We start from the raw sequence: 16,421 nt of genomic DNA, 5'->3' as shown, positions 1-16,421 counted from the left end.
CGGCCTTGCGTCGCGAAAGGAGCGCGCAGCGCTCCCCTCTTTCTGCGCTTGAGCTGCCACTGCCGGGGCTGCTGCGCAGCCCTTTCGCGACGCAAGGCCGCTCCCACAGGGCTTGCGATTTGGCTCACATGCGCGCTTGGCATGGCATCTTCGACCTCAGCCTTGGCCCTGAACCTAACCGACCACGAACAAGCCGGCAAACGCCTTTACCGCGAGGGCGTTTCCAGTAGCGATGCTCAATTGCAAGCCCGGGTGGGCGCCAGCGACATCACAGTCCCCGCCAGCGTGCTGCCCTGCGCCAGTTGCCACGGCAACGATGGCCGTGGCCGTGCCGAAGGCGGTGTGCGCCCCCCCGGCCTCGACTGGCAACGCCTGGCACTCGGCCAGGGCCTGCGCGAGGCCAACGGCCGTCGCTACCCGGCCTATACCGACAGCAGCCTGGCGCGGGCCATCCAGCAGGGTATTGACCCGGCTGGCAATCGCCTGGACCCGGCCATGCCACGCTTCGAACTGACCTTGGCCGACCAGCGCAACCTCACCGCCTATCTCAAACGCCTGGCCCAAGAACGCGACCCTGGTGTGGAGGAGGGCGTGCTGCGCCTTGGCACCCTGCTGCCCGCGAGCGGTCCGCTGGCCGAAGCCGGGCAGGTAGTGCGTGCCGTGCTGGAAGACGGCGTGGATCAACTCAATCAGCAAGGCGGCATTCACGGGCGGCGCCTGGAACTGGTCGTACTAGACCCAGGTTCCGACCCGGTCAATGCCGAACGCGCCCTGCAACAGTTGCTCGAGCAAAAGCGGGTGTTCGCCCTGATCGCGCCATTGGCGCCCATGCTGGACCTGCGCCTGACGACCTTGTTGGCGCCACAGAACGTGCCGATGGTCGGCAGCACCCCACGCAGCGGCGGCAGCGAACAGATCTTCGACCCGCTACCCGGCTTGCCCGAGCAGTTGCTGAGCCTGGCGGAGCATGCCCGTGGAGCGCTGGGCCTGGCACCGGATGAGTTACGTGTAGTGTTTGCCGGTAACGAACACGCAGCCTTGGCCGAGCAGGTACGCGAGCGCTTACGACAGCAGGGCTGGGCGCCACCCGCTATCCTGGCTTTCGACGGCCAGGCCGTGGACGGGCAGGGCATCGTCTTTCTTGGCCGCGCCCAGGCCTTTGCCGAGTTGGCGGCGGCGTTGCAGGAGGCCGGCCGCGAGCCCTACCTGTTCGCCGCCTCCAGTCAGGTAGCCGGCGCTGTGGCGCGATTGCCGGCGCAGTGGTCGCAGCGGCTGTTTCTGGCCTACCCCTACGTGCCTGAGGACTGGACCGAGCAAGGCCTGGCTGCGCTCGCCGGGCTTCAGCAGCGCCAGGGCCTGGACCCGCGCCAGGCGTCGTTGCAGGTCAATACGCTGTGCGCGTTGCGCCTGCTGAGCGAAGCGCTGAAGCAGATTGGTCGTGATGCCAGCCGCGAGCAACTGATCGCTGCGCTCGAAGGCCTGCACGATGTGCCCACCGGCCTGACCCCGGCACTGGGCTTTGGCCCTGGTCGCCGCCAGGGCATGGCAGGTGCCCATGTGGTGGCGGTGGCCCTGCCCGGGCCGCGCTTTACTTCGGTCAGCCCCTACCGGCCAGTGCCGGTCAGCCCTTGAGCGGAGGTTGTCATGCGTATCCTGTGGTTGTGCCTGTTGCTGGTGCTGACCAGGGCGAGCTGGGCCGATGTGCCGGCGGCGCGGGTCAATGGTGTCGAGATCGGGTTGATGCGCCTGGAACGCTACTTCAGCGAGTACCTGGACGCCCAGGGGCGGGCGGTGACCAGCATCCGCAACCCAGGCCTGTATAAACGCCTGCGTGACCAGGCGTTGGACGAGCTGATCGACAAGGAGCTGTTGTGGCAGGAAGCGCAACGCCAAGGCATTGCTGTCAGCGATGAACAAGTGTCGGCGCAGGTTGGCGAGATCGAAGCGGCATTTGGCAGCCCGGCGCTATTCGAAAGGCGGCTGGCAGAGGCGGGCTTCGACAGGGCGCAGTACACTGAATACACCCGGCATGAGATGGCGGCACAGCAAGTGTACGCCCTGCTCAGCGCAGTCGACGCGCCGAGCCAGGGCGAAGTGGAGGCATTTTATGATGCCAATCAGGAGAGGCTGCAAGGAGCGCAGAACCAAAGTGATAATCCATCGGTCATACGCGAGCAAGGCCTGGCCTTGGCCAGGGCAACGCTCATCGGTCAGCGGGAGGCGCAGGCGCGCCAATCCGTGCGCCAACGTTTGCGCGAGTCCGCTAAAGTGGAAATCGCCGACTGAGCCCGTTGATGGCGCTTGCCCCAATGCTGGGGAATTAAGGTTTGGCAATTTGCCATCATTTTCCCCGCTTGTGGGGAACGGGTGGGGTGCGCCTGCTCAGCGTATGTCGGTTACTGGCCGGCACCCTAGTAAAATCAGTGGCTTACAGTGGTGCAACATGACTATTCACGCCTGGCACGAAGCCTGCTCAAGTCTTTACAAGGGCGTACTTCGCAGACCGGGGAACCGGGCAGTATTTGGGAGTCGACCTTGGTGAACAGAGTATTGGTAGTCGATGACGAACAGACTCTTGCGCAGAACCTGCAAGCGTATCTGCAGGCGCAAGGCCTGGAAGTTCATGTTGCCCACGACGGTGCCAGTGGTATCGAACAGGCTGAAAGCCTGGCACCGCAAGTAGTTGTGCTGGATTACCGCCTGCCCGACATGGAAGGTTTTCAGGTGCTGGAGGCTGTACGCAAGAACAGGCAATGCCACTTCGTGCTGATCACCGCCCACCCCACCGTCGAGGTGCGTGAGCGGGCCGCCGAACTCGGTGTGAGTCACGTCCTGTTCAAGCCGTTCCCACTGGTGGAACTGGCGCGTGCGATCTTCGACCTGCTGGGCATCGAGCGCCGGCGCAGGGCCACGGACAACCCGGCCGAAGGGTTCGTCGAACGACGCCAGAACAGGAACGAATCGTTCCCCCTGCAGTTGTACGATGGAAGCTGGGTGCTGGCCGACCGCCGCCGTAATGGCGCCAAGCCACCGGAGCCCGACGACGATCAACTGCTCACAGGGGAATAGCGGCGCCCGCACCCCTGGCCGAGCCAGCCTGCGACGCGCCCCTGAGCGGAGTCGCAGGCCATGCCAGAAGCATTCGATGCAACCCCGGAATCTGCAAAGCCTGCACCGATGTTTTCGCGGGCATGCCCGCTCCCACAGGATGTATGCAGCCCACAGACCTGTGATGTACCTGTGGGAGCGGGCATGCCCGCGAAGAACCCAGCAAAAATTTCCGCCTACCCCCGCGAACTGCTGGCCCAGGCCCGTTTGCAAGCCACTGACGAGCGCCTGCTCGACTGCCTGGAACGCCTGGCCTGCGACACCCCCGACACCTTCACCCGGCGCCTGGGCCTGACCCTGCATTATCCGGTACTCGACAGCCACAGCCTGCTGGCCAGCACCCCACGCTTCGACAAGGTGGCCTTGGCCCAGTGCCTCAAGCGCGAATGTGTGCTGATCGAAGAGGGCGGCCAGTTGCTGGGCGTGTTCGCCGACCCCTTCGATCCCGCTCGCCTGGCCTGGATCGACGACGTACTGCAAGGCGCGCCGCTTTACCTGGCCCACGCCGCCGACCTGGCCACCTTCCTGGCCCGTCATGAAGAAAGCTTCCACGCTGTCGATGCCCTTGACCACGACGCTGAAGCCAGCAGCGAAAGCGACCCGCTGCAACGCCTGTCGCTGGCCAGTATCAGCGAAGATCAGAGCCGCGTGGTCAAGCTGGTCAACTCCACCCTGTACGACGCCCTCAAGCTGCACGCCAGCGACATCCACCTGGGCATGACCGGCCAGGGCCTGACCATCAAGTACCGCATCGACGGCGTGCTCAACGGTGCAGGCAAGGCCAGTGGCAGCGCCTTCGCCGACCAGGTGATCTCACGTATCAAGGTCATGGCCGAGCTGGACATCGGCGAAAAACGCGTGCCCCAGGACGGCCGCTTCAAGGTGGCCGTGGGCGACCGGCAAATCGACTTCCGGGTGTCGATCATGCCTAGCATCTTCGGTGAAGATGCGGTGCTGCGGGTGCTCGACAAGCAGGACTTGTCCGACCGGGTCAGCGGCGTGCAACTGCAAGCCTTGGGCTTTGCCGACGAGACCTTGCGCGCCCTGCGTCGGTTGGCGGCAGAACCCTACGGCATGATCCTGGTCACCGGCCCTACAGGCAGCGGCAAGACCACCACCCTGTACGCCATGATCAGCGAGATCAACCATGGCATGGACAAGATCATCACCATCGAGGACCCGGTCGAGTATCAACTGCCCGGCGTCCTGCAGATCCCGGTCAACGAGAAGAAGGGCCTGACCTTCGCCCGCGGCCTGCGCTCGATCCTGCGTCACGACCCGGACAAGATCCTGGTCGGCGAAATCCGTGACCCTGACACCGCCCAGATTGCCGTGCAATCTGCGCTCACTGGCCACCTGGTGTTCACCACCATCCACGCCAACAACGTGTTCGACGTGATTGGCCGCTTCAGCCAGATGCAGGTCGACCCCTACAGCTTCGTTTCCGCGCTCAACGCGGTGCTGGCCCAGCGCCTGATTCGCCTGGCCTGCCCGCACTGCGCCACGCCCTGTGAACACGATGACGACACCCTGTATGGCTCAGGCCTGACCCGCGAGGGGGTGGCCGGCTGGACGTTCGTCCGCGTCAAGGGCTGCGGCCATTGCCGTGGCAGTGGTTACCGCGGCCGCAGTGCGATTGCCGAACTGCTGCACCTGGATGATGACCTGCGACAAATGATCGTGGAGCGCCGCCCGCTGGCGCAGATCAAGACGCTTGCCTGTCAGCGCGGCCTGCGCCTGCTGCGGGCCTCGGCCCTGGACCTGGTCCGCGATGGCCGCACCACCCTTGAGGAGATCAACCGTGTCACATTCATCTGACCGTTACTGCGCCGTATTGGGCGCCGAGGGTGTCGGCCTGGGTCGCTGGCACAAGAACCACCACCAATGGCTGGGCAGCCGCGCGTTCAGCAGCGACGCCACCCAACCGGCCTGGGATGCTGCCGTCGACGGGTTGGCCGCGCTGCTGGCCGAGCATGCGGTGCGGGGTGCCCAGTTGCGGGTGCTGCTGTCCGCCCGCTACAGCCGTTTCTGCCTGGTGCCCTGGAGTGACGCCATCGGCCACCCTCGCGAGCTGGACGCCTATGCCCGCGCTTGCTTCGAAAACCTTTACGGGCAGCCGTTGGACGACTGGCGCATCGTGCTGTCACCGGAGCCTGCCGGTGCCGCCCGCATCGCCACGGCGCTGCCCGAAGCCTTGCTGCGGCGGCTGCAGGCACTGGGCCAGGAAAGCCGCCTGAGCCTGCGCTCGGTGCAACCATACCTGATGGCTGCCTACAACCGCTGCTGGTCACAGCTGGAGCAGGGTGACTTCCTGTTCGTGCTGGCCGAGCCGCGCCGCAGTGTATTGCTGCTGGCCGCCGGCGGTGCCTGGCAGCAAGTGCTGGCACAAGGCTGCGCTGACAGCGACCAGGCCTTGCAAGCACTGATCGAGCGTACCTGTGAGCTGTACGGCGAGCACCTGCCACGGGTGTACCTGCATGCCCCGGGCCGCTGCGACGTGCCGCAACTGGCGGCCGTGCAACTGTGCCAGCCGGCCGGCGAAGCCGACCCGCTGTGCGCCATGTGGCGGGCGGTGGCCTGACATGCGCCGCCTCGACCTGGAATTTCAGCCACGACGCAGCGGCCCGCTGGTTTGGTCGCTGCTCGTCCTTGCCAGCGCCATGGTCGCCGGCCTGGTGCTGCTGCAGCAACGCTTGCAGACCGAGCAAGTGGCGCTGGAAGCCAGCGTCCATAGCCTGGAACTGCAACTGGGCCGCCGCCCGGCCAGCACCGAACCCAGGAACAGCGCCGCCAGCCGGGAGCAGGCTGAGCGCCTGGCACAAATGCGCAGTGTGTCGCAGCAACTGCAACGCCCCTGGCAGCAGCTGTTCGCCATGCTTGAAGCCATGCCGCAGGACGACGTCGCGCTGCTCGGTCTGACGCCGGATGCACGCAAGGGCCAGGTGCGCATCACTGCCGAGGCGCGCAACCTCGAGGCGATGCTGCAGTACCACCAGCGTCTGGAAGCCAGCGACGAGCTCAGCGACGTGTCGCTGCTCAACCACGAGGTGCTCGCTGCGCGGCCCGAGCACCCGGTGCGCTTCACCCTCACCGCCACCTGGGAGACCGGCCATGCGCGCCCTTGAATCGTTCAGCAGCCTGATCCTCCAGGAGCGCCTGCGCATTGTCGGCCCGGTAGGCCTGGCTGCCGTAGCCGTAGGCCTGCTCGCCATTGGCGTGGGGTGTGCCGGTGTGCTGCCGCAATGGCAAAGCGTACGCGAACTACGCGCCACCGAAGCGCAGGCCAGCGTACAGGTAGGGCGTGTCAAGCGGGGTGAGCTGAAGATTGCGACCCAGCCCGAGCAGCAGGCCCTCGACAGCCTGCGACAGCAACTGCCCGGGCAGCCCCAGGCCAGCGAACTGATCGAGCGTCTGTACCGCCTGGCCAGCGCCGAGCGCATCAGCCTGGCCCGTGGTGAATACGCGTTGGGCATCGACCCCAAGACCGAGCTGGCCCGCTACCAGATCGTGCTGCCTGTGCGCGGCAGCTACCCGCAGATTCGCGGCTTTATCAAAGGCCTGCTCAAGCAACTGCCGACCCTGGTGCTGGAAGACCTTGAGCTGCAACGCAAACGCATCGGCGACAGCGAGCTCAATGCCCGCCTGCGCATGACCCTTTACCTGTCGAGGTCGTGATGAACACACAACGTGCAGTCATCTGGGCCGGCTTCCTCGGCGTTAGCGCGGCACTGGCCTGGGCGCCGGACCATTGGTTTGGCCAGGACGATGGCGTCGCGGCCTTCGCGGGTAAACCCGCTCCTGCAACAGAAAGCGCTGCGCCCATCGTAGGGGCGGGCTTGCCCGCGAAAGGGCCGGAGCAGGCCTCCCGCGACCTGTTCCCAACCCAGCAATGGACCCAACCCAAAGCCCTGGCCACGGTCATCGAACAGCCCGTGGTCGCCGCGCCAGTACTGGCACCCGCTCCGACCGCCCCAGCCTTGCCATTTGAATTCATCGGCCGCATGGGTGACCGCGACGACCTGCAGGTCTTCCTGCAGAGCGGCGAAAAACTCTACGTCGTGCGCCAAGGCGACGTGATCGAAGACACCTATCGCCTCGATCGGGTATCGGCCAGCGAGCTGAACCTGGTCTACCTGCCTTTGCACCAGTCGCAGACCTTGTCTGTCGGGAGCGCACCATGAAGTCGTCAAAGCTGTGCAAGCCTGCTCCGTTTCTGCTCGTTGCGCTGTGCGTGGCCATTGCCGGTTGCGGCTCCAGCGCGGTACGCAAGGACAGCGATCAATTGATGAAGGAGGGCCAGTACGAAGCCGGCATCGCCCGCCTGGAAGAGGCGTTGCGCGACGACCCGCGTGACACAGAGCTGAACATCGCCCTGGCCCACAGCCGCCAGGCGGCTGTCGAGGCCCTGATTACCCAGGCCGACAGCGACCGTGTCCGCCACGACTTCGCCAACGCCCGCATGGGCTATGGCCGGGTGCTCACCCTGGAGCCGAACAACCGCCGTGCCCAGGAAGGCATTCGCCAACTGGAGCTGATCCGCACCCTGGACGAACGCGTCGCGCTTGGCCAGGCGGCACTGCGCCAGGGCGACCTGTTCGGTGCCGAACGCTACATGCGCGAAGTCTTGCGTCTGGACCCGCAGAACCAGAAGGGCATGACCCTGCGCAGCGACATCGAAAACGTGCAGGCACGCACTGCGCAGCCGTACCCGCAATTGCGCAGCAAGCTCGAGCGGCCGGTCACCCTGGAGTTTCGCGATGCCAACCTGAAGACCATCTTCGAAGTGCTGTCGCAGGTGGCGGGCATCAACTTCATCTTCGACAAGGACCTGCGCCCGGACATGAAGGCCACCATCTTCGTGCGCGAGGTGCGCATCGAGGACGCGATAGCGCTGCTGCTGGAACAAAACCAGCTGCGCCAGAAGATCGTCAACGACAACACCGTGATGGTCTACCCCGACTCGCCGCAGAAGACCAAGGACTACCAGGAACTGGTCATGCGCACCTTCTACCTGACCAGCATCGATGCCAACACCGCGCTGAACATGGTCAAGACCATGCTCAAGACCCGCGACGTGTTCGTTGACGAGCGCCTCAACACCCTGACCATGCGTGACACCCCGGACGCCGTGCGCATGGCCGAGAAGCTGCTGCAATCGCAGGACCAGTCCAATCCCGAGGTGGTGCTGGAGGTGGAAGTGATGGAAGTCGCCACCTCGCGCATCCTTGACCTCGGCCTGCAATGGCCCAACACCTTCGGCGTGCTGAGCAACGACGGCAAACCGGTCAGTGTGCTTGACCAACTGAGGGGCATCGACTCCGGCCGCATCAGCATTTCGCCGTCGCCGCAGGCCAAGATCAACGCCCAGGACAAAGACATCAACACCCTGGCCAGCCCGGTGATCCGCGTCAGCAACCGCGAACAGGCGCGCATCCACATCGGCCAGCGGGTACCGATCATCAGCGCCACCTCGGTGCCGTCAACCCAAGGCCCGGTCATTACCGAGAGCGTCACCTATCTGGACGTCGGTCTGAAGCTTGAAGTGCAGCCCACCGTGCACCTGAACAACGAAGTGGCGATCAAGGTGGCGCTTGAGGTGAGTAATGCCACGCCGCTGGAAGCCACGCGCCAGGGCACCATTCCGGTTCAGGTCGACACCCGCAACGCGCAGACCAGCCTGCGCCTGCATGATGGCGAAACCCAGGTGCTGGCCGGCCTGGTGCGCAACGACCACAACGCCAGCGGCAACAAGATCCCCGGCCTTGGCGACATCCCGGGCCTGGGCCGGCTGTTCGGCAGCAACAAGGACGACATGAGCAAGAGTGAGCTGGTGCTGGCGATCACCCCGCGCATCGTGCGCAACCTGCCGTACCAGAGCCCGTCGGACATGGAGTTCTCCACGGGCACCGAGTCGGCCATGCAGGTGCGCCAGATGGCGCCACTGCCGCCGATGGACATGCCCGGTAACGCGCCGGCCACTGATGCACCGGTCGTGGACAGCCAGATGGCGGTCGTCCCGACCAACGTGAGCCCACGGCCATGAACACCCGGCGCCGCATGCACGGCTTCAGCCTGATCGAGGTGGTGCTGACCCTGGCACTGCTCGGGCTGCTCGCCAGCATGGCCGCGCCGCTGACCGAAACCGTGGTACGCCGCGGCAAGGAGCAGCAACTGCGCGAGGCGCTGTACCAGATTCGCGACGCCATCGATGCCTACAAGCGTGCCTTTGACGCCGGCTACATCGAGAAACGCCTGGATGCCAGCGGCTATCCGCCGAACCTGCAGGTGCTGGTAGAGGGCGTGCGTGATGTGCGCAGTGCCAAGGGCGCCAAGTTCTACTTCCTGCGGCGCATCCCGCACGACCCGCTGGTGGCGGCAAAGGATGAAGACGAAGGCGGCTGGGGCCTGCGCGCCTACGACAGCAGCCCAGACAACCCGCGCGAAGGCGAAGACGTGTTCGACGTGTATTCCAGGGCCCGCGGCAAAGGCCTGAACAACATCCCTTACGGCCAATGGTGACAGCCATGAAACGCAGCAAAGGCTTCACCCTGATCGAACTGCTGGTGGTGATGGCGATCATCGCCACGCTGATGACCATCGCCATGCCGCGCTACTTCAACAGCCTGGAAAGCTCGCGCGAGGCCACCCTGCGTCAAAGCCTGGCAGTGCTGCGCGAGGCGCTGGACCACTACTACGGTGATACCGGCCACTACCCCGATTCACTGGAACAACTGGTGGAACAACGTTACCTGCGCAACACGCCGGTCGACCCGATCACCGAGCGCAGCGATGCCTGGCAGTTGGTGCCACCGCCCGAGGGCGTGGCGGGCGGTGTGGCCGATATCAAGAGCGGTGCCACAGGGAGGGCGCGTGATGGCAGCCTCTTCGCTGAATGGTAAGGCCAATGACGGCTTCACCTACCTCGGTGTGCTGCTGCTGATTGCGGTCAGCAGCGTGGCCCTGGCCGCCACCGGCACGATCTGGGCGAGCGCCGCCCAGCGCGACCGCGAACGTCAGTTGCTGTGGGTCGGCGGCCAGTATGCCCAGGCCTTGCGCAGCTACTACCGCGCCTCGCCAGGGCTGGCCCAGTACCCCCAGGATCTGGCCGACTTGCTGCAGGACAACCGCTTCCCGCAGGCCAAACGGCACATCCGCAGGCTTTACCCTGACCCGATCAGCAACAGCGACGAGTGGGGCCTGCTGCGCTCGATCGACGGCCGTATCACTGGCGTCTACAGCCGCTCGGACGCCACCCCTTTCAAGCGCAGTGGCTTCAGCGCCGAATGGAGCGGTTTCGAGGGGCTGGAACACTACAGCGACTGGCAGTTCGTCGCCGAGCAGGCCTTTACCGAAAGTGCACGCGGTGTGCAGACGAATGCAGGCCCGGGAGACACGCCATGAAGCGCCTGGCTGCGCTGTGCCTGAGCCTGCTGCTGATGGCAGGGGTGGCCACCTGTGCCAAGGCGGGTGCCGAAGACGAGATGCAGGGCTTTATCGTCGATAACACCATCTCGCACATCGGCCACGAGTTTTACTACTACTTCGCCGACCGCCTGCGCGCCACCAGCCGTCTGGACTTCAACCTGGTGGTACGCGAACGCCCCGATGCCCGCTGGGGCAGCCTGGTGACGGTGGAGTTCGAGCGTGAAGTGGTGTATCGCCGGTTCCTGCCACCGAACACCACCGAGCTCAAAGACGAGGCCGTCGCCGCCGCCGACCTGGTCAAGCAGCAGATCATTCAACGCAAGCTGCAGCGCCTGCTACAGGACACCACCGACTTGGAGAGGGACGAGCTATGAACCACCGCATTCCACGTTGCATTGCCGCCTGCCTGCTGGCCAGCGCCTGTGCTGCCCAGGCCACCGAGCTGGTGTACACCCCGGTCAACCCGGCCTTTGGCGGTAACCCGTTGAACGGCACTTGGCTGTTGAACAACGCCCAGGCGCAGAACGACTACGACGACCCGGACCTCAAGGACCGTGCCTCGGCCTTTACCGGCACCACAGCCCTTGAGCGCTTCAGCAACCAGCTGGAGTCGCGGATGTTGTCGCAGTTGCTGGACAACATCAGCAACGGCAACACCGGCAGCATGGCGACCGATGCGTTTCTCATTGACGTCATCGACGATTCCGGGGCCTTGAGCATCAAGGTCACCGATCGTGCCACAGGAGAAATTTCGATCATTGAGGTCAGCGGCCTGAACCCCTGAGAGGGAAGGGCTTTTATGTTGGGGAGAGAACACCATGAAACGTCTGCTGAGCACGCTGCTGATCCTCACCGCCCTGGGCCTGCAAGGTTGTGGCCTGCGCGAACCGATGCCCGCTGAACAGGACTCGGAAACCCCGACCCTGACCCCAAGGGCCTCGACCTACTACGACCTGATCAACATGCCACGCCCCAAAGGCCGGCTGATGGCCGTGGTGTACGGCTTCCGCGACCAGACCGGGCAGTACAAGCCCAACCCGGCCAGCTCGTTCTCCACCAGCGTCACCCAGGGCGCGGCCAGCATGTTGATGGATGCCCTGAGTGCCAGCGGCTGGTTCGTGGTGCTGGAGCGTGAAGGGCTGCAGAACCTGCTGACCGAGCGCAAGATCATCCGTGCATCGCAGAAAAAGCCGGATGTGGCGGAAAACATCATGGGCGAGCTGCCACCGTTGCAGGCCGCCAACCTGATGCTCGAAGGCGGCATCATCGCCTACGACACCAACGTGCGCAGCGGTGGTGAAGGTGCCCGCTACCTGGGGATCGACATCTCCCGCGAGTACCGGGTGGACCAGGTCACCGTCAACTTGCGCGCCGTGGACGTGCGCACCGGGCAGGTGCTGGCCAACGTGATGACCAGCAAGACCATCTATTCGGTAGGGCGCAGTGCCGGGGTGTTCAAGTTCATCGAGTTCAAGAAGCTGCTGGAAGCCGAGGTGGGGTATACCACCAATGAACCGGCGCAGCTGTGCGTGCTGTCGGCGATCGAAGCGGCGGTGGGGCACTTGCTGGCGCAGGGGATCGAGCGGCGGCTGTGGCAGGTGGCGGGGGATCCAGCTGATGGCAAGGCCACGGTGGACAAGTTCTTGAGCCAGAATCTGCAGCCGTGATTGACTGTTAGGGAAGCTCTGATCAATTCAGCACAGGCCGCCTGACCTGTGCTGAATTTGCTTGAAAACATTGCGAATTTCAGGTTTCGGGCAACTTGATTGGAGTTTCCCTAAAGCATTTCGAGACTTTAGCTTGTTCGATGCAGGCAATAGTACAAGCTACCGGCTAGGCGATCGGCTTTCATTGAGTTAGTGAGAAGTTGAAATGGGATGAGTGCGTTCTGTTTCTTAGTATTTTTACCTGCTCCTGATAGTTGCGCCCGTGAAGCGCACTTGGCCTGCTGAGTAGAGTAGTGGAACCCACTGTAGGGGGGGCATATAGGTTACCGATCTCAAGCAATCCACGGTATAGTGGTATGATTTCAGGGTCTGTCGGGGGCTTGCCAAGATATATCGCATCTCTAGCTTGGTCTCGTTGCTCTAGTGTAACTTCGTCGATACCTGCTAATATTAAGCGGTCTCGGTGCTTCTTTATTACCAGACGGCTGAAATCTTTGCTTCTAACCGAAAAGTAAGCATCACGTGCCGACGCTTTGATCATGACTTCTGTGTGTGGTCCCTTGAATATTTCGAGACTCTCCATGGTGTAGAGGTTTGGCTTTTTTTTGTTTAATATTTTTATGTAATCATCATACATTAATTGGGATGACCGCAGGTTGGATGCTCTTAAATTTCCTAGCCTTGACGAAGGCGGTAATTTTTGCGCGGCCAGAATTTGTAGTGGCAGAACGCTGGAATGGCCACTTGGATCAACAAAGTTGATCGGGTCTCCTTGGCAGTAGGCGTAGCTGTTGATGCCGCCTGATTGAAATGGACTTAAATTGTCCGGCGAACAAAAGCGCATCAAGCACGGCTTGTATCCGCGCCGACCATTCCCAAGTAAATATCCATCGGATATTTTGTCGAGCGGCTGATCGTTGAATGCGAGGGTTGAGTGGTTAGCCGCCATGTGCCAACCATAGGGGGTATAGCGTAGCATCGATCATTGCCCCTGGTTTATTTAATATTGTAGGTATATATAGATTAGTGAATAACGGGCCGCAATCGTTGTTTTTAACAGTTGACATATACTGTTGGGGTGTGTGGCCCCCCGGGTTAATCCATGCCAGTGGCTCTCACAGTGTTACCTAATATCGCCTCCGGCGCTCAAAGAGGATCTGGTAAGTATGCCCCGCGAGGGGGGACGGTCCCCGAATGAGATGGTGCGGATTGATAGGGAATCGCTCCGGCGTTTTCGTCCAGGCCTCACCGATCACCTTGAAAGGAGTGCGCCATCGCAGCCCTATCGCGACACAAGGCTCCCACATCGGCCGCAGCAGCCGGCCAGGAGTGCGATCAGGCAACAGAAGTGTTACTGCGCATGCCCTCAGCTTGAAACCCTTCCCTGACCTCGGTAGTCTTTGCCCGCTGCTGTCAATCCAGCAGTCGGGTTTGGTCACCCGCAATCATCAAGGCGCACAAGCGCCCGCTCTGCGATACAGTTGGCGCTTTTTTGTGCCCGGCTGTTTCGTTTTATGGCGGCTGTGCGTGGGGCGCCTCCGTGCGCGCCGGTTTCCTTGATTCCCGGTTGACCAACCCGCGTACAGTCGCCACCCATTCGTTTGGTCACGTTGTGTGGCGACTCCAGTGAATCAAGGAGCGACACAATGACAAAAGGCTTACCTGATCCTCCTGTACGCGCCACCACGGCGGCCTCCAGTTTCTCCACCTGCGAATGCAGCCATCCACCGTTGTTCGCCGTTCGTTTCGGCGTGGATTACGAAGATGCGCTGGTGCACCTGTCCACGCTGCTGAAAGGGGCGTTTGCGACCAACCTCAAGGCGCTGGAACTGGCCAAGGGCACCTGCCGTGATCTGCTGTTGAGCAATGACCATGGGTTGGATTCGGCCAAGGCGGTGGTGGAGGCGTTGCTGGATGGGGTTGAGAGGCAGCAGCTGGCTGGGCGGAAGGCGGCGTCGAGTGCCTGACGGGGCTTGGGTATTGGTGATAGCGATCGATATCCCTGATTGACCTCGAGGGCCTCTTCGCGGGCTCGCCCGCTCCCACAGGTACAGCGCAGTCCTCAGGCTTGGTGCGAACCCTGTGGGAGCGGGCAAGCCCGCGAAGCAGGCGACGCGGTGGATCGCACCGGCAACGCCGGTGATCGCCGGCAAGCCAGCTTCCACAGGGATTGCGCGAGCTTCAAGTAACCTGGCCAGCTACACCCCAATCCATCCACTATCAGATGACGCCCAGCCATTTCTCCCGCACACTGCGGAAAATTCCCAAGCCCGTACCCCGTCACATTGCGGGGCACAGCCGGAGTAGAAAATGGCGCGACAACTAATAACAAACGCCCACGACCCGCTGCACGAATCCCGCGAGGCCCGCCTGAAGCTGGCCAGCGAAGGCGAACTACCGCTAGGGATGCTGCGCGACGAGATCGACGCCTCCTGGCGCCGCAGCCTGGGCCACGGCCTGGACTGTCTGCAGGGCGAACAGGTCGGCCTGGGCCTGGAACAGGGCCATGACCTGCGCCTGCTGCTGGAGCGCAACCGCCTGCTGATCGATGCCGTCGCCCCCGAACTCGACTACCTGGTCGCGCGCCAGGGCAAGGCTGGCATCGTCATCCTCGGCGATGCCCAGGCCAACGTGCTGGCCATCGAAGGCCAGAAGCACGTGCTGCAACGCGAAGGCCTGCGCGATCTGCACCCGGGCAGTTGCTGGAGCGAATCGCTGCGCGGCACCAATGCCATCGGCACGGCCGTGGTCGAAGGCCGGCCGACGCTGATCAACTGCGGTGAACACTACCTTGACCGCCTCAGCCCGTTCTCCTGCACATCCGTCCCGCTGCGCGACCCGCGCGGCGAGGTGATCGGCGTGCTCGACATCACCCGCGAAGGGGTGATGGCGCAACCGCAGGACAGCCTGTCGACCCTGATGCTGGCGGCCGGCAACATTGAAAGCCGCCTGTTTGGCCTGTGCCATCCGGAGCACCTGGTGCTGGCCTTCCACAGCCGCCCGCAGTACCTCAACAGTGCCTGGCACGGCCTGTTGGCCCTGAGCCTGGACGGCGAAGTGCTGGCTGCCAACGACAGTGCCTGCCAGCTGTTGCAGGTGCCGCGTCACGAACTGATTGGGCGGCGCAGCACCGACCTGCTGGGCGAACGTTCCCCGGCCTTTATCGCTCGCCTGTGGCAGGGCGGGGTCAGCAGCGTGCAGACGGCCAAGGGCGAGTTCTATTTCCGTGCCCTACAGCTGCCGCGCCATGGCCGGGTAACCCCCAGCACACCATCCAGCAAGCCGGCCTTGAGCAAACAGTCGCCTGCACTCGATGCTCTGGCCGGTGGTGATCAACGCCTGGCGCGCAACCTGCGCATGGCTCGCCAGGGGCTGGGCAACGGTTTGCCAGTGCTGCTGCTGGGCGAAACCGGTACCGGCAAGGAAGTGGTCGCTCGGGCCTTGCACCAGGCCAGCCCGCGTGCCGACAAACCGTTCGTGGCGGTCAACTGCGCGGCCATTCCCGAAGGGCTGATCGAGTCCGAGCTGTTCGGCTACCGTGAGGGCGCCTTCACCGGTTCGCGGCGCGGTGGCATGGTCGGGCGGCTGATGCAGGCCCATGGTGGCACGCTGTTCCTCGACGAAATCGGCGACATGCCGCTCGCCCTGCAAGCACGCCTGCTGCGGGTACTGCAGGAGCGCCGCGTAGCACCCTTGGGGGCGGGTGACGAGCAGGACATCGACGTGGCGCTGATCTGCGCCACCCACCGCGACCTCAAGCGCCTGGTCCAGGAACAACACTTCCGTGAAGACCTGTTCTACCGGGTCAACGGCGTGTCGCTGCGCCTGCCGGCCCTGCGTGAACGTGAGGACCTGGCGGCGATCATCCAGGGCCTGCTGGACAAGGCCGATGCGCGTGGTGTAACCCTCGACCCGGCGTTGACCGCGTTGCTCGAAGGCTTCGACTGGCCTGGCAACATCCGTCAGCTGGAAATGGTGGTGCGCACCGCGCTGGCCATGCGCGAGGATGGCGAGCAGGTGCTGACCCTCGATCACCTTACCGACTGCCTGCTGGACGAACTGGCCAGCAGCACAGCGCCCTCCGGCAGCCTCAAGGACAGTGAACTGGAACAGATTCGCGGTGCCCTGGCGCGCCACCAGGGCAACGTCTCGGCCGCCGCCGCGGCACTGGGTATCAGCCGGGCGACGCTGTACCGCAAGCTCAAGCAGTTGCGCGGCTGA

18 protein-coding genes are annotated in these 16,421 nt (G+C 63.7%); 17 read left to right on the top strand and 1 reads right to left on the bottom strand.

The annotated features are described in order from the left end of the window. Positions 1 to 141: 141 nt before the first annotated feature. From ACF8EF_RS23040 to ACF8EF_RS22970, 15 genes are all read left to right on the top strand, one after another. Complete coding sequence (locus tag ACF8EF_RS23040; RefSeq protein WP_256122339.1) at positions 142 to 1,632, top strand: ABC transporter substrate-binding protein; 1,491 nt, start codon at positions 142 to 144, stop codon at positions 1,630 to 1,632. A 12-nt stretch (positions 1,633 to 1,644) separates the two neighbouring features. Then, positions 1,645 to 2,286, top strand: a complete 642-nt coding sequence (locus ACF8EF_RS23035; RefSeq protein ID WP_176683359.1) for a SurA N-terminal domain-containing protein — start codon at positions 1,645 to 1,647, stop codon at positions 2,284 to 2,286. A gap of 249 nt (positions 2,287 to 2,535) precedes the next feature. Next, entirely contained in the window at positions 2,536 to 3,069 is a 534-nt protein-coding gene (locus ACF8EF_RS23030) for a response regulator (RefSeq protein WP_176683360.1), read from the top strand. 183 nt (positions 3,070 to 3,252) lie between these two features. Then, positions 3,253 to 4,926 (top strand): GspE/PulE family protein, encoded by a 1,674-nt coding sequence (locus ACF8EF_RS23025; protein ID WP_176683361.1) that lies wholly within the window; start codon positions 3,253 to 3,255, stop codon positions 4,924 to 4,926. Then, the gene (locus ACF8EF_RS23020; protein WP_176683362.1) at positions 4,910 to 5,689 is read left to right on the top strand and encodes a hypothetical protein; all 780 of its coding nucleotides are present in this window, start codon (positions 4,910 to 4,912) and stop codon (positions 5,687 to 5,689) included. The genes ACF8EF_RS23025 and ACF8EF_RS23020 overlap by 17 nt, the downstream gene beginning before the upstream one ends. Before the next feature lies 1 nt (position 5,690). Next, complete coding sequence (locus tag ACF8EF_RS23015) at positions 5,691 to 6,233, top strand: pilus assembly protein (RefSeq protein WP_176683363.1); 543 nt, start codon at positions 5,691 to 5,693, stop codon at positions 6,231 to 6,233. Next, positions 6,220 to 6,783 (top strand): type 4a pilus biogenesis protein PilO, encoded by a 564-nt coding sequence (gene pilO, locus ACF8EF_RS23010; protein WP_176683364.1) that lies wholly within the window; start codon positions 6,220 to 6,222, stop codon positions 6,781 to 6,783. The genes ACF8EF_RS23015 and pilO overlap by 14 nt, the downstream gene beginning before the upstream one ends. Further along, on the top strand, positions 6,783 to 7,289 hold the full coding sequence (locus ACF8EF_RS23005) for a hypothetical protein (RefSeq protein ID WP_176683365.1): 507 nt from the start codon (positions 6,783 to 6,785) through the stop codon (positions 7,287 to 7,289). The genes pilO and ACF8EF_RS23005 overlap by 1 nt, the downstream gene beginning before the upstream one ends. Continuing rightward, on the top strand, positions 7,286 to 9,151 hold the full coding sequence (locus ACF8EF_RS23000; RefSeq protein WP_176683366.1) for a secretin N-terminal domain-containing protein: 1,866 nt from the start codon (positions 7,286 to 7,288) through the stop codon (positions 9,149 to 9,151). Before ACF8EF_RS23005 ends, ACF8EF_RS23000 begins: the two co-directional genes overlap by 4 nt. Then, entirely contained in the window at positions 9,148 to 9,627 is a 480-nt protein-coding gene (locus ACF8EF_RS22995; RefSeq protein ID WP_176683367.1) for a type II secretion system protein, read from the top strand. The genes ACF8EF_RS23000 and ACF8EF_RS22995 overlap by 4 nt, the downstream gene beginning before the upstream one ends. Before the next feature lie 5 nt (positions 9,628 to 9,632). Next, positions 9,633 to 10,007 (top strand): type II secretion system protein, encoded by a 375-nt coding sequence (locus ACF8EF_RS22990; protein WP_003247965.1) that lies wholly within the window; start codon positions 9,633 to 9,635, stop codon positions 10,005 to 10,007. Then, positions 9,982 to 10,509, top strand: coding sequence for a type II secretion system protein (locus ACF8EF_RS22985; RefSeq protein WP_176683368.1), 528 nt, complete (start codon positions 9,982 to 9,984; stop codon positions 10,507 to 10,509). The genes ACF8EF_RS22990 and ACF8EF_RS22985 overlap by 26 nt, the downstream gene beginning before the upstream one ends. Continuing rightward, complete coding sequence (gene csgE, locus ACF8EF_RS22980) at positions 10,506 to 10,907, top strand: curli production assembly/transport protein CsgE (protein ID WP_209965542.1); 402 nt, start codon at positions 10,506 to 10,508, stop codon at positions 10,905 to 10,907. The genes ACF8EF_RS22985 and csgE overlap by 4 nt, the downstream gene beginning before the upstream one ends. Then, on the top strand, positions 10,904 to 11,317 hold the full coding sequence (locus ACF8EF_RS22975; protein WP_003247970.1) for a curli assembly protein CsgF: 414 nt from the start codon (positions 10,904 to 10,906) through the stop codon (positions 11,315 to 11,317). Before csgE ends, ACF8EF_RS22975 begins: the two co-directional genes overlap by 4 nt. A 34-nt stretch (positions 11,318 to 11,351) precedes the next feature. Next, positions 11,352 to 12,200: a CsgG/HfaB family protein gene (locus ACF8EF_RS22970; RefSeq protein ID WP_176683370.1), complete on the top strand. Its 849-nt coding sequence runs from the start codon at positions 11,352 to 11,354 to the stop codon at positions 12,198 to 12,200. A gap of 181 nt (positions 12,201 to 12,381) precedes the next feature. Here ACF8EF_RS22970 and ACF8EF_RS22965 read toward each other — a convergent pair whose 3' ends face one another. Next, positions 12,382 to 13,179, bottom strand: a complete 798-nt coding sequence (locus ACF8EF_RS22965; RefSeq protein WP_392462123.1) for an RHS repeat-associated core domain-containing protein — start codon at positions 13,177 to 13,179, stop codon at positions 12,382 to 12,384. A gap of 751 nt (positions 13,180 to 13,930) precedes the next feature. On the opposite strand from ACF8EF_RS22965, the gene ACF8EF_RS22960 reads away from it, so the two are divergent. Together ACF8EF_RS22960 and ACF8EF_RS22955 are read left to right on the top strand one after the other, a co-directional pair. Further along, the gene (locus ACF8EF_RS22960; protein WP_392462139.1) at positions 13,931 to 14,167 is read left to right on the top strand and encodes a hypothetical protein; all 237 of its coding nucleotides are present in this window, start codon (positions 13,931 to 13,933) and stop codon (positions 14,165 to 14,167) included. 343 nt (positions 14,168 to 14,510) lie between these two features. Further along, positions 14,511 to 16,421 (top strand): sigma-54-dependent Fis family transcriptional regulator, encoded by a 1,911-nt coding sequence (locus ACF8EF_RS22955; protein ID WP_176683372.1) that lies wholly within the window; start codon positions 14,511 to 14,513, stop codon positions 16,419 to 16,421.

This window comes from Pseudomonas sp. zjy_15, from assembly GCF_043101865.1.
Lineage (GTDB): Bacteria > Pseudomonadota > Gammaproteobacteria > Pseudomonadales > Pseudomonadaceae > Aquipseudomonas > Aquipseudomonas putida_Y.
This window is presented reverse-complemented; position numbering and strand designations above follow the sequence as displayed.

Bases quoted from the DNA above. Each gene is read 5' to 3' on its own strand.
- ACF8EF_RS23040 (WP_256122339.1), top strand. From the start codon at position 142: ATGGCATCTTCGACCTCAGCCTTGGCCCTGAACCTAACCGACCACGAA.
- ACF8EF_RS23035 (WP_176683359.1), top strand. From the start codon at position 1,645: ATGCGTATCCTGTGGTTGTGCCTGTTGCTGGTGCTGACCAGGGCGAGC.
- ACF8EF_RS23025 (WP_176683361.1), top strand. From the start codon at position 3,253: ATGCCCGCGAAGAACCCAGCAAAAATTTCCGCCTACCCCCGCGAACTG.
- ACF8EF_RS23015 (WP_176683363.1), top strand. From the start codon at position 5,691: ATGCGCCGCCTCGACCTGGAATTTCAGCCACGACGCAGCGGCCCGCTG.
- pilO (WP_176683364.1), top strand. From the start codon at position 6,220: ATGCGCGCCCTTGAATCGTTCAGCAGCCTGATCCTCCAGGAGCGCCTG.
- ACF8EF_RS23005 (WP_176683365.1), top strand. From the start codon at position 6,783: ATGAACACACAACGTGCAGTCATCTGGGCCGGCTTCCTCGGCGTTAGC.
- ACF8EF_RS23000 (WP_176683366.1), top strand. From the start codon at position 7,286: ATGAAGTCGTCAAAGCTGTGCAAGCCTGCTCCGTTTCTGCTCGTTGCG.
- ACF8EF_RS22995 (WP_176683367.1), top strand. From the start codon at position 9,148: ATGAACACCCGGCGCCGCATGCACGGCTTCAGCCTGATCGAGGTGGTG.
- ACF8EF_RS22990 (WP_003247965.1), top strand. From the start codon at position 9,633: ATGAAACGCAGCAAAGGCTTCACCCTGATCGAACTGCTGGTGGTGATG.
- ACF8EF_RS22985 (WP_176683368.1), top strand. From the start codon at position 9,982: ATGGCAGCCTCTTCGCTGAATGGTAAGGCCAATGACGGCTTCACCTAC.
- csgE (WP_209965542.1), top strand. From the start codon at position 10,506: ATGAAGCGCCTGGCTGCGCTGTGCCTGAGCCTGCTGCTGATGGCAGGG.
- ACF8EF_RS22975 (WP_003247970.1), top strand. From the start codon at position 10,904: ATGAACCACCGCATTCCACGTTGCATTGCCGCCTGCCTGCTGGCCAGC.
- ACF8EF_RS22970 (WP_176683370.1), top strand. From the start codon at position 11,352: ATGAAACGTCTGCTGAGCACGCTGCTGATCCTCACCGCCCTGGGCCTG.
- ACF8EF_RS22965 (WP_392462123.1), bottom strand. From the start codon at position 13,179: ATGCTACGCTATACCCCCTATGGTTGGCACATGGCGGCTAACCACTCA.
- ACF8EF_RS22955 (WP_176683372.1), top strand. From the start codon at position 14,511: ATGGCGCGACAACTAATAACAAACGCCCACGACCCGCTGCACGAATCC.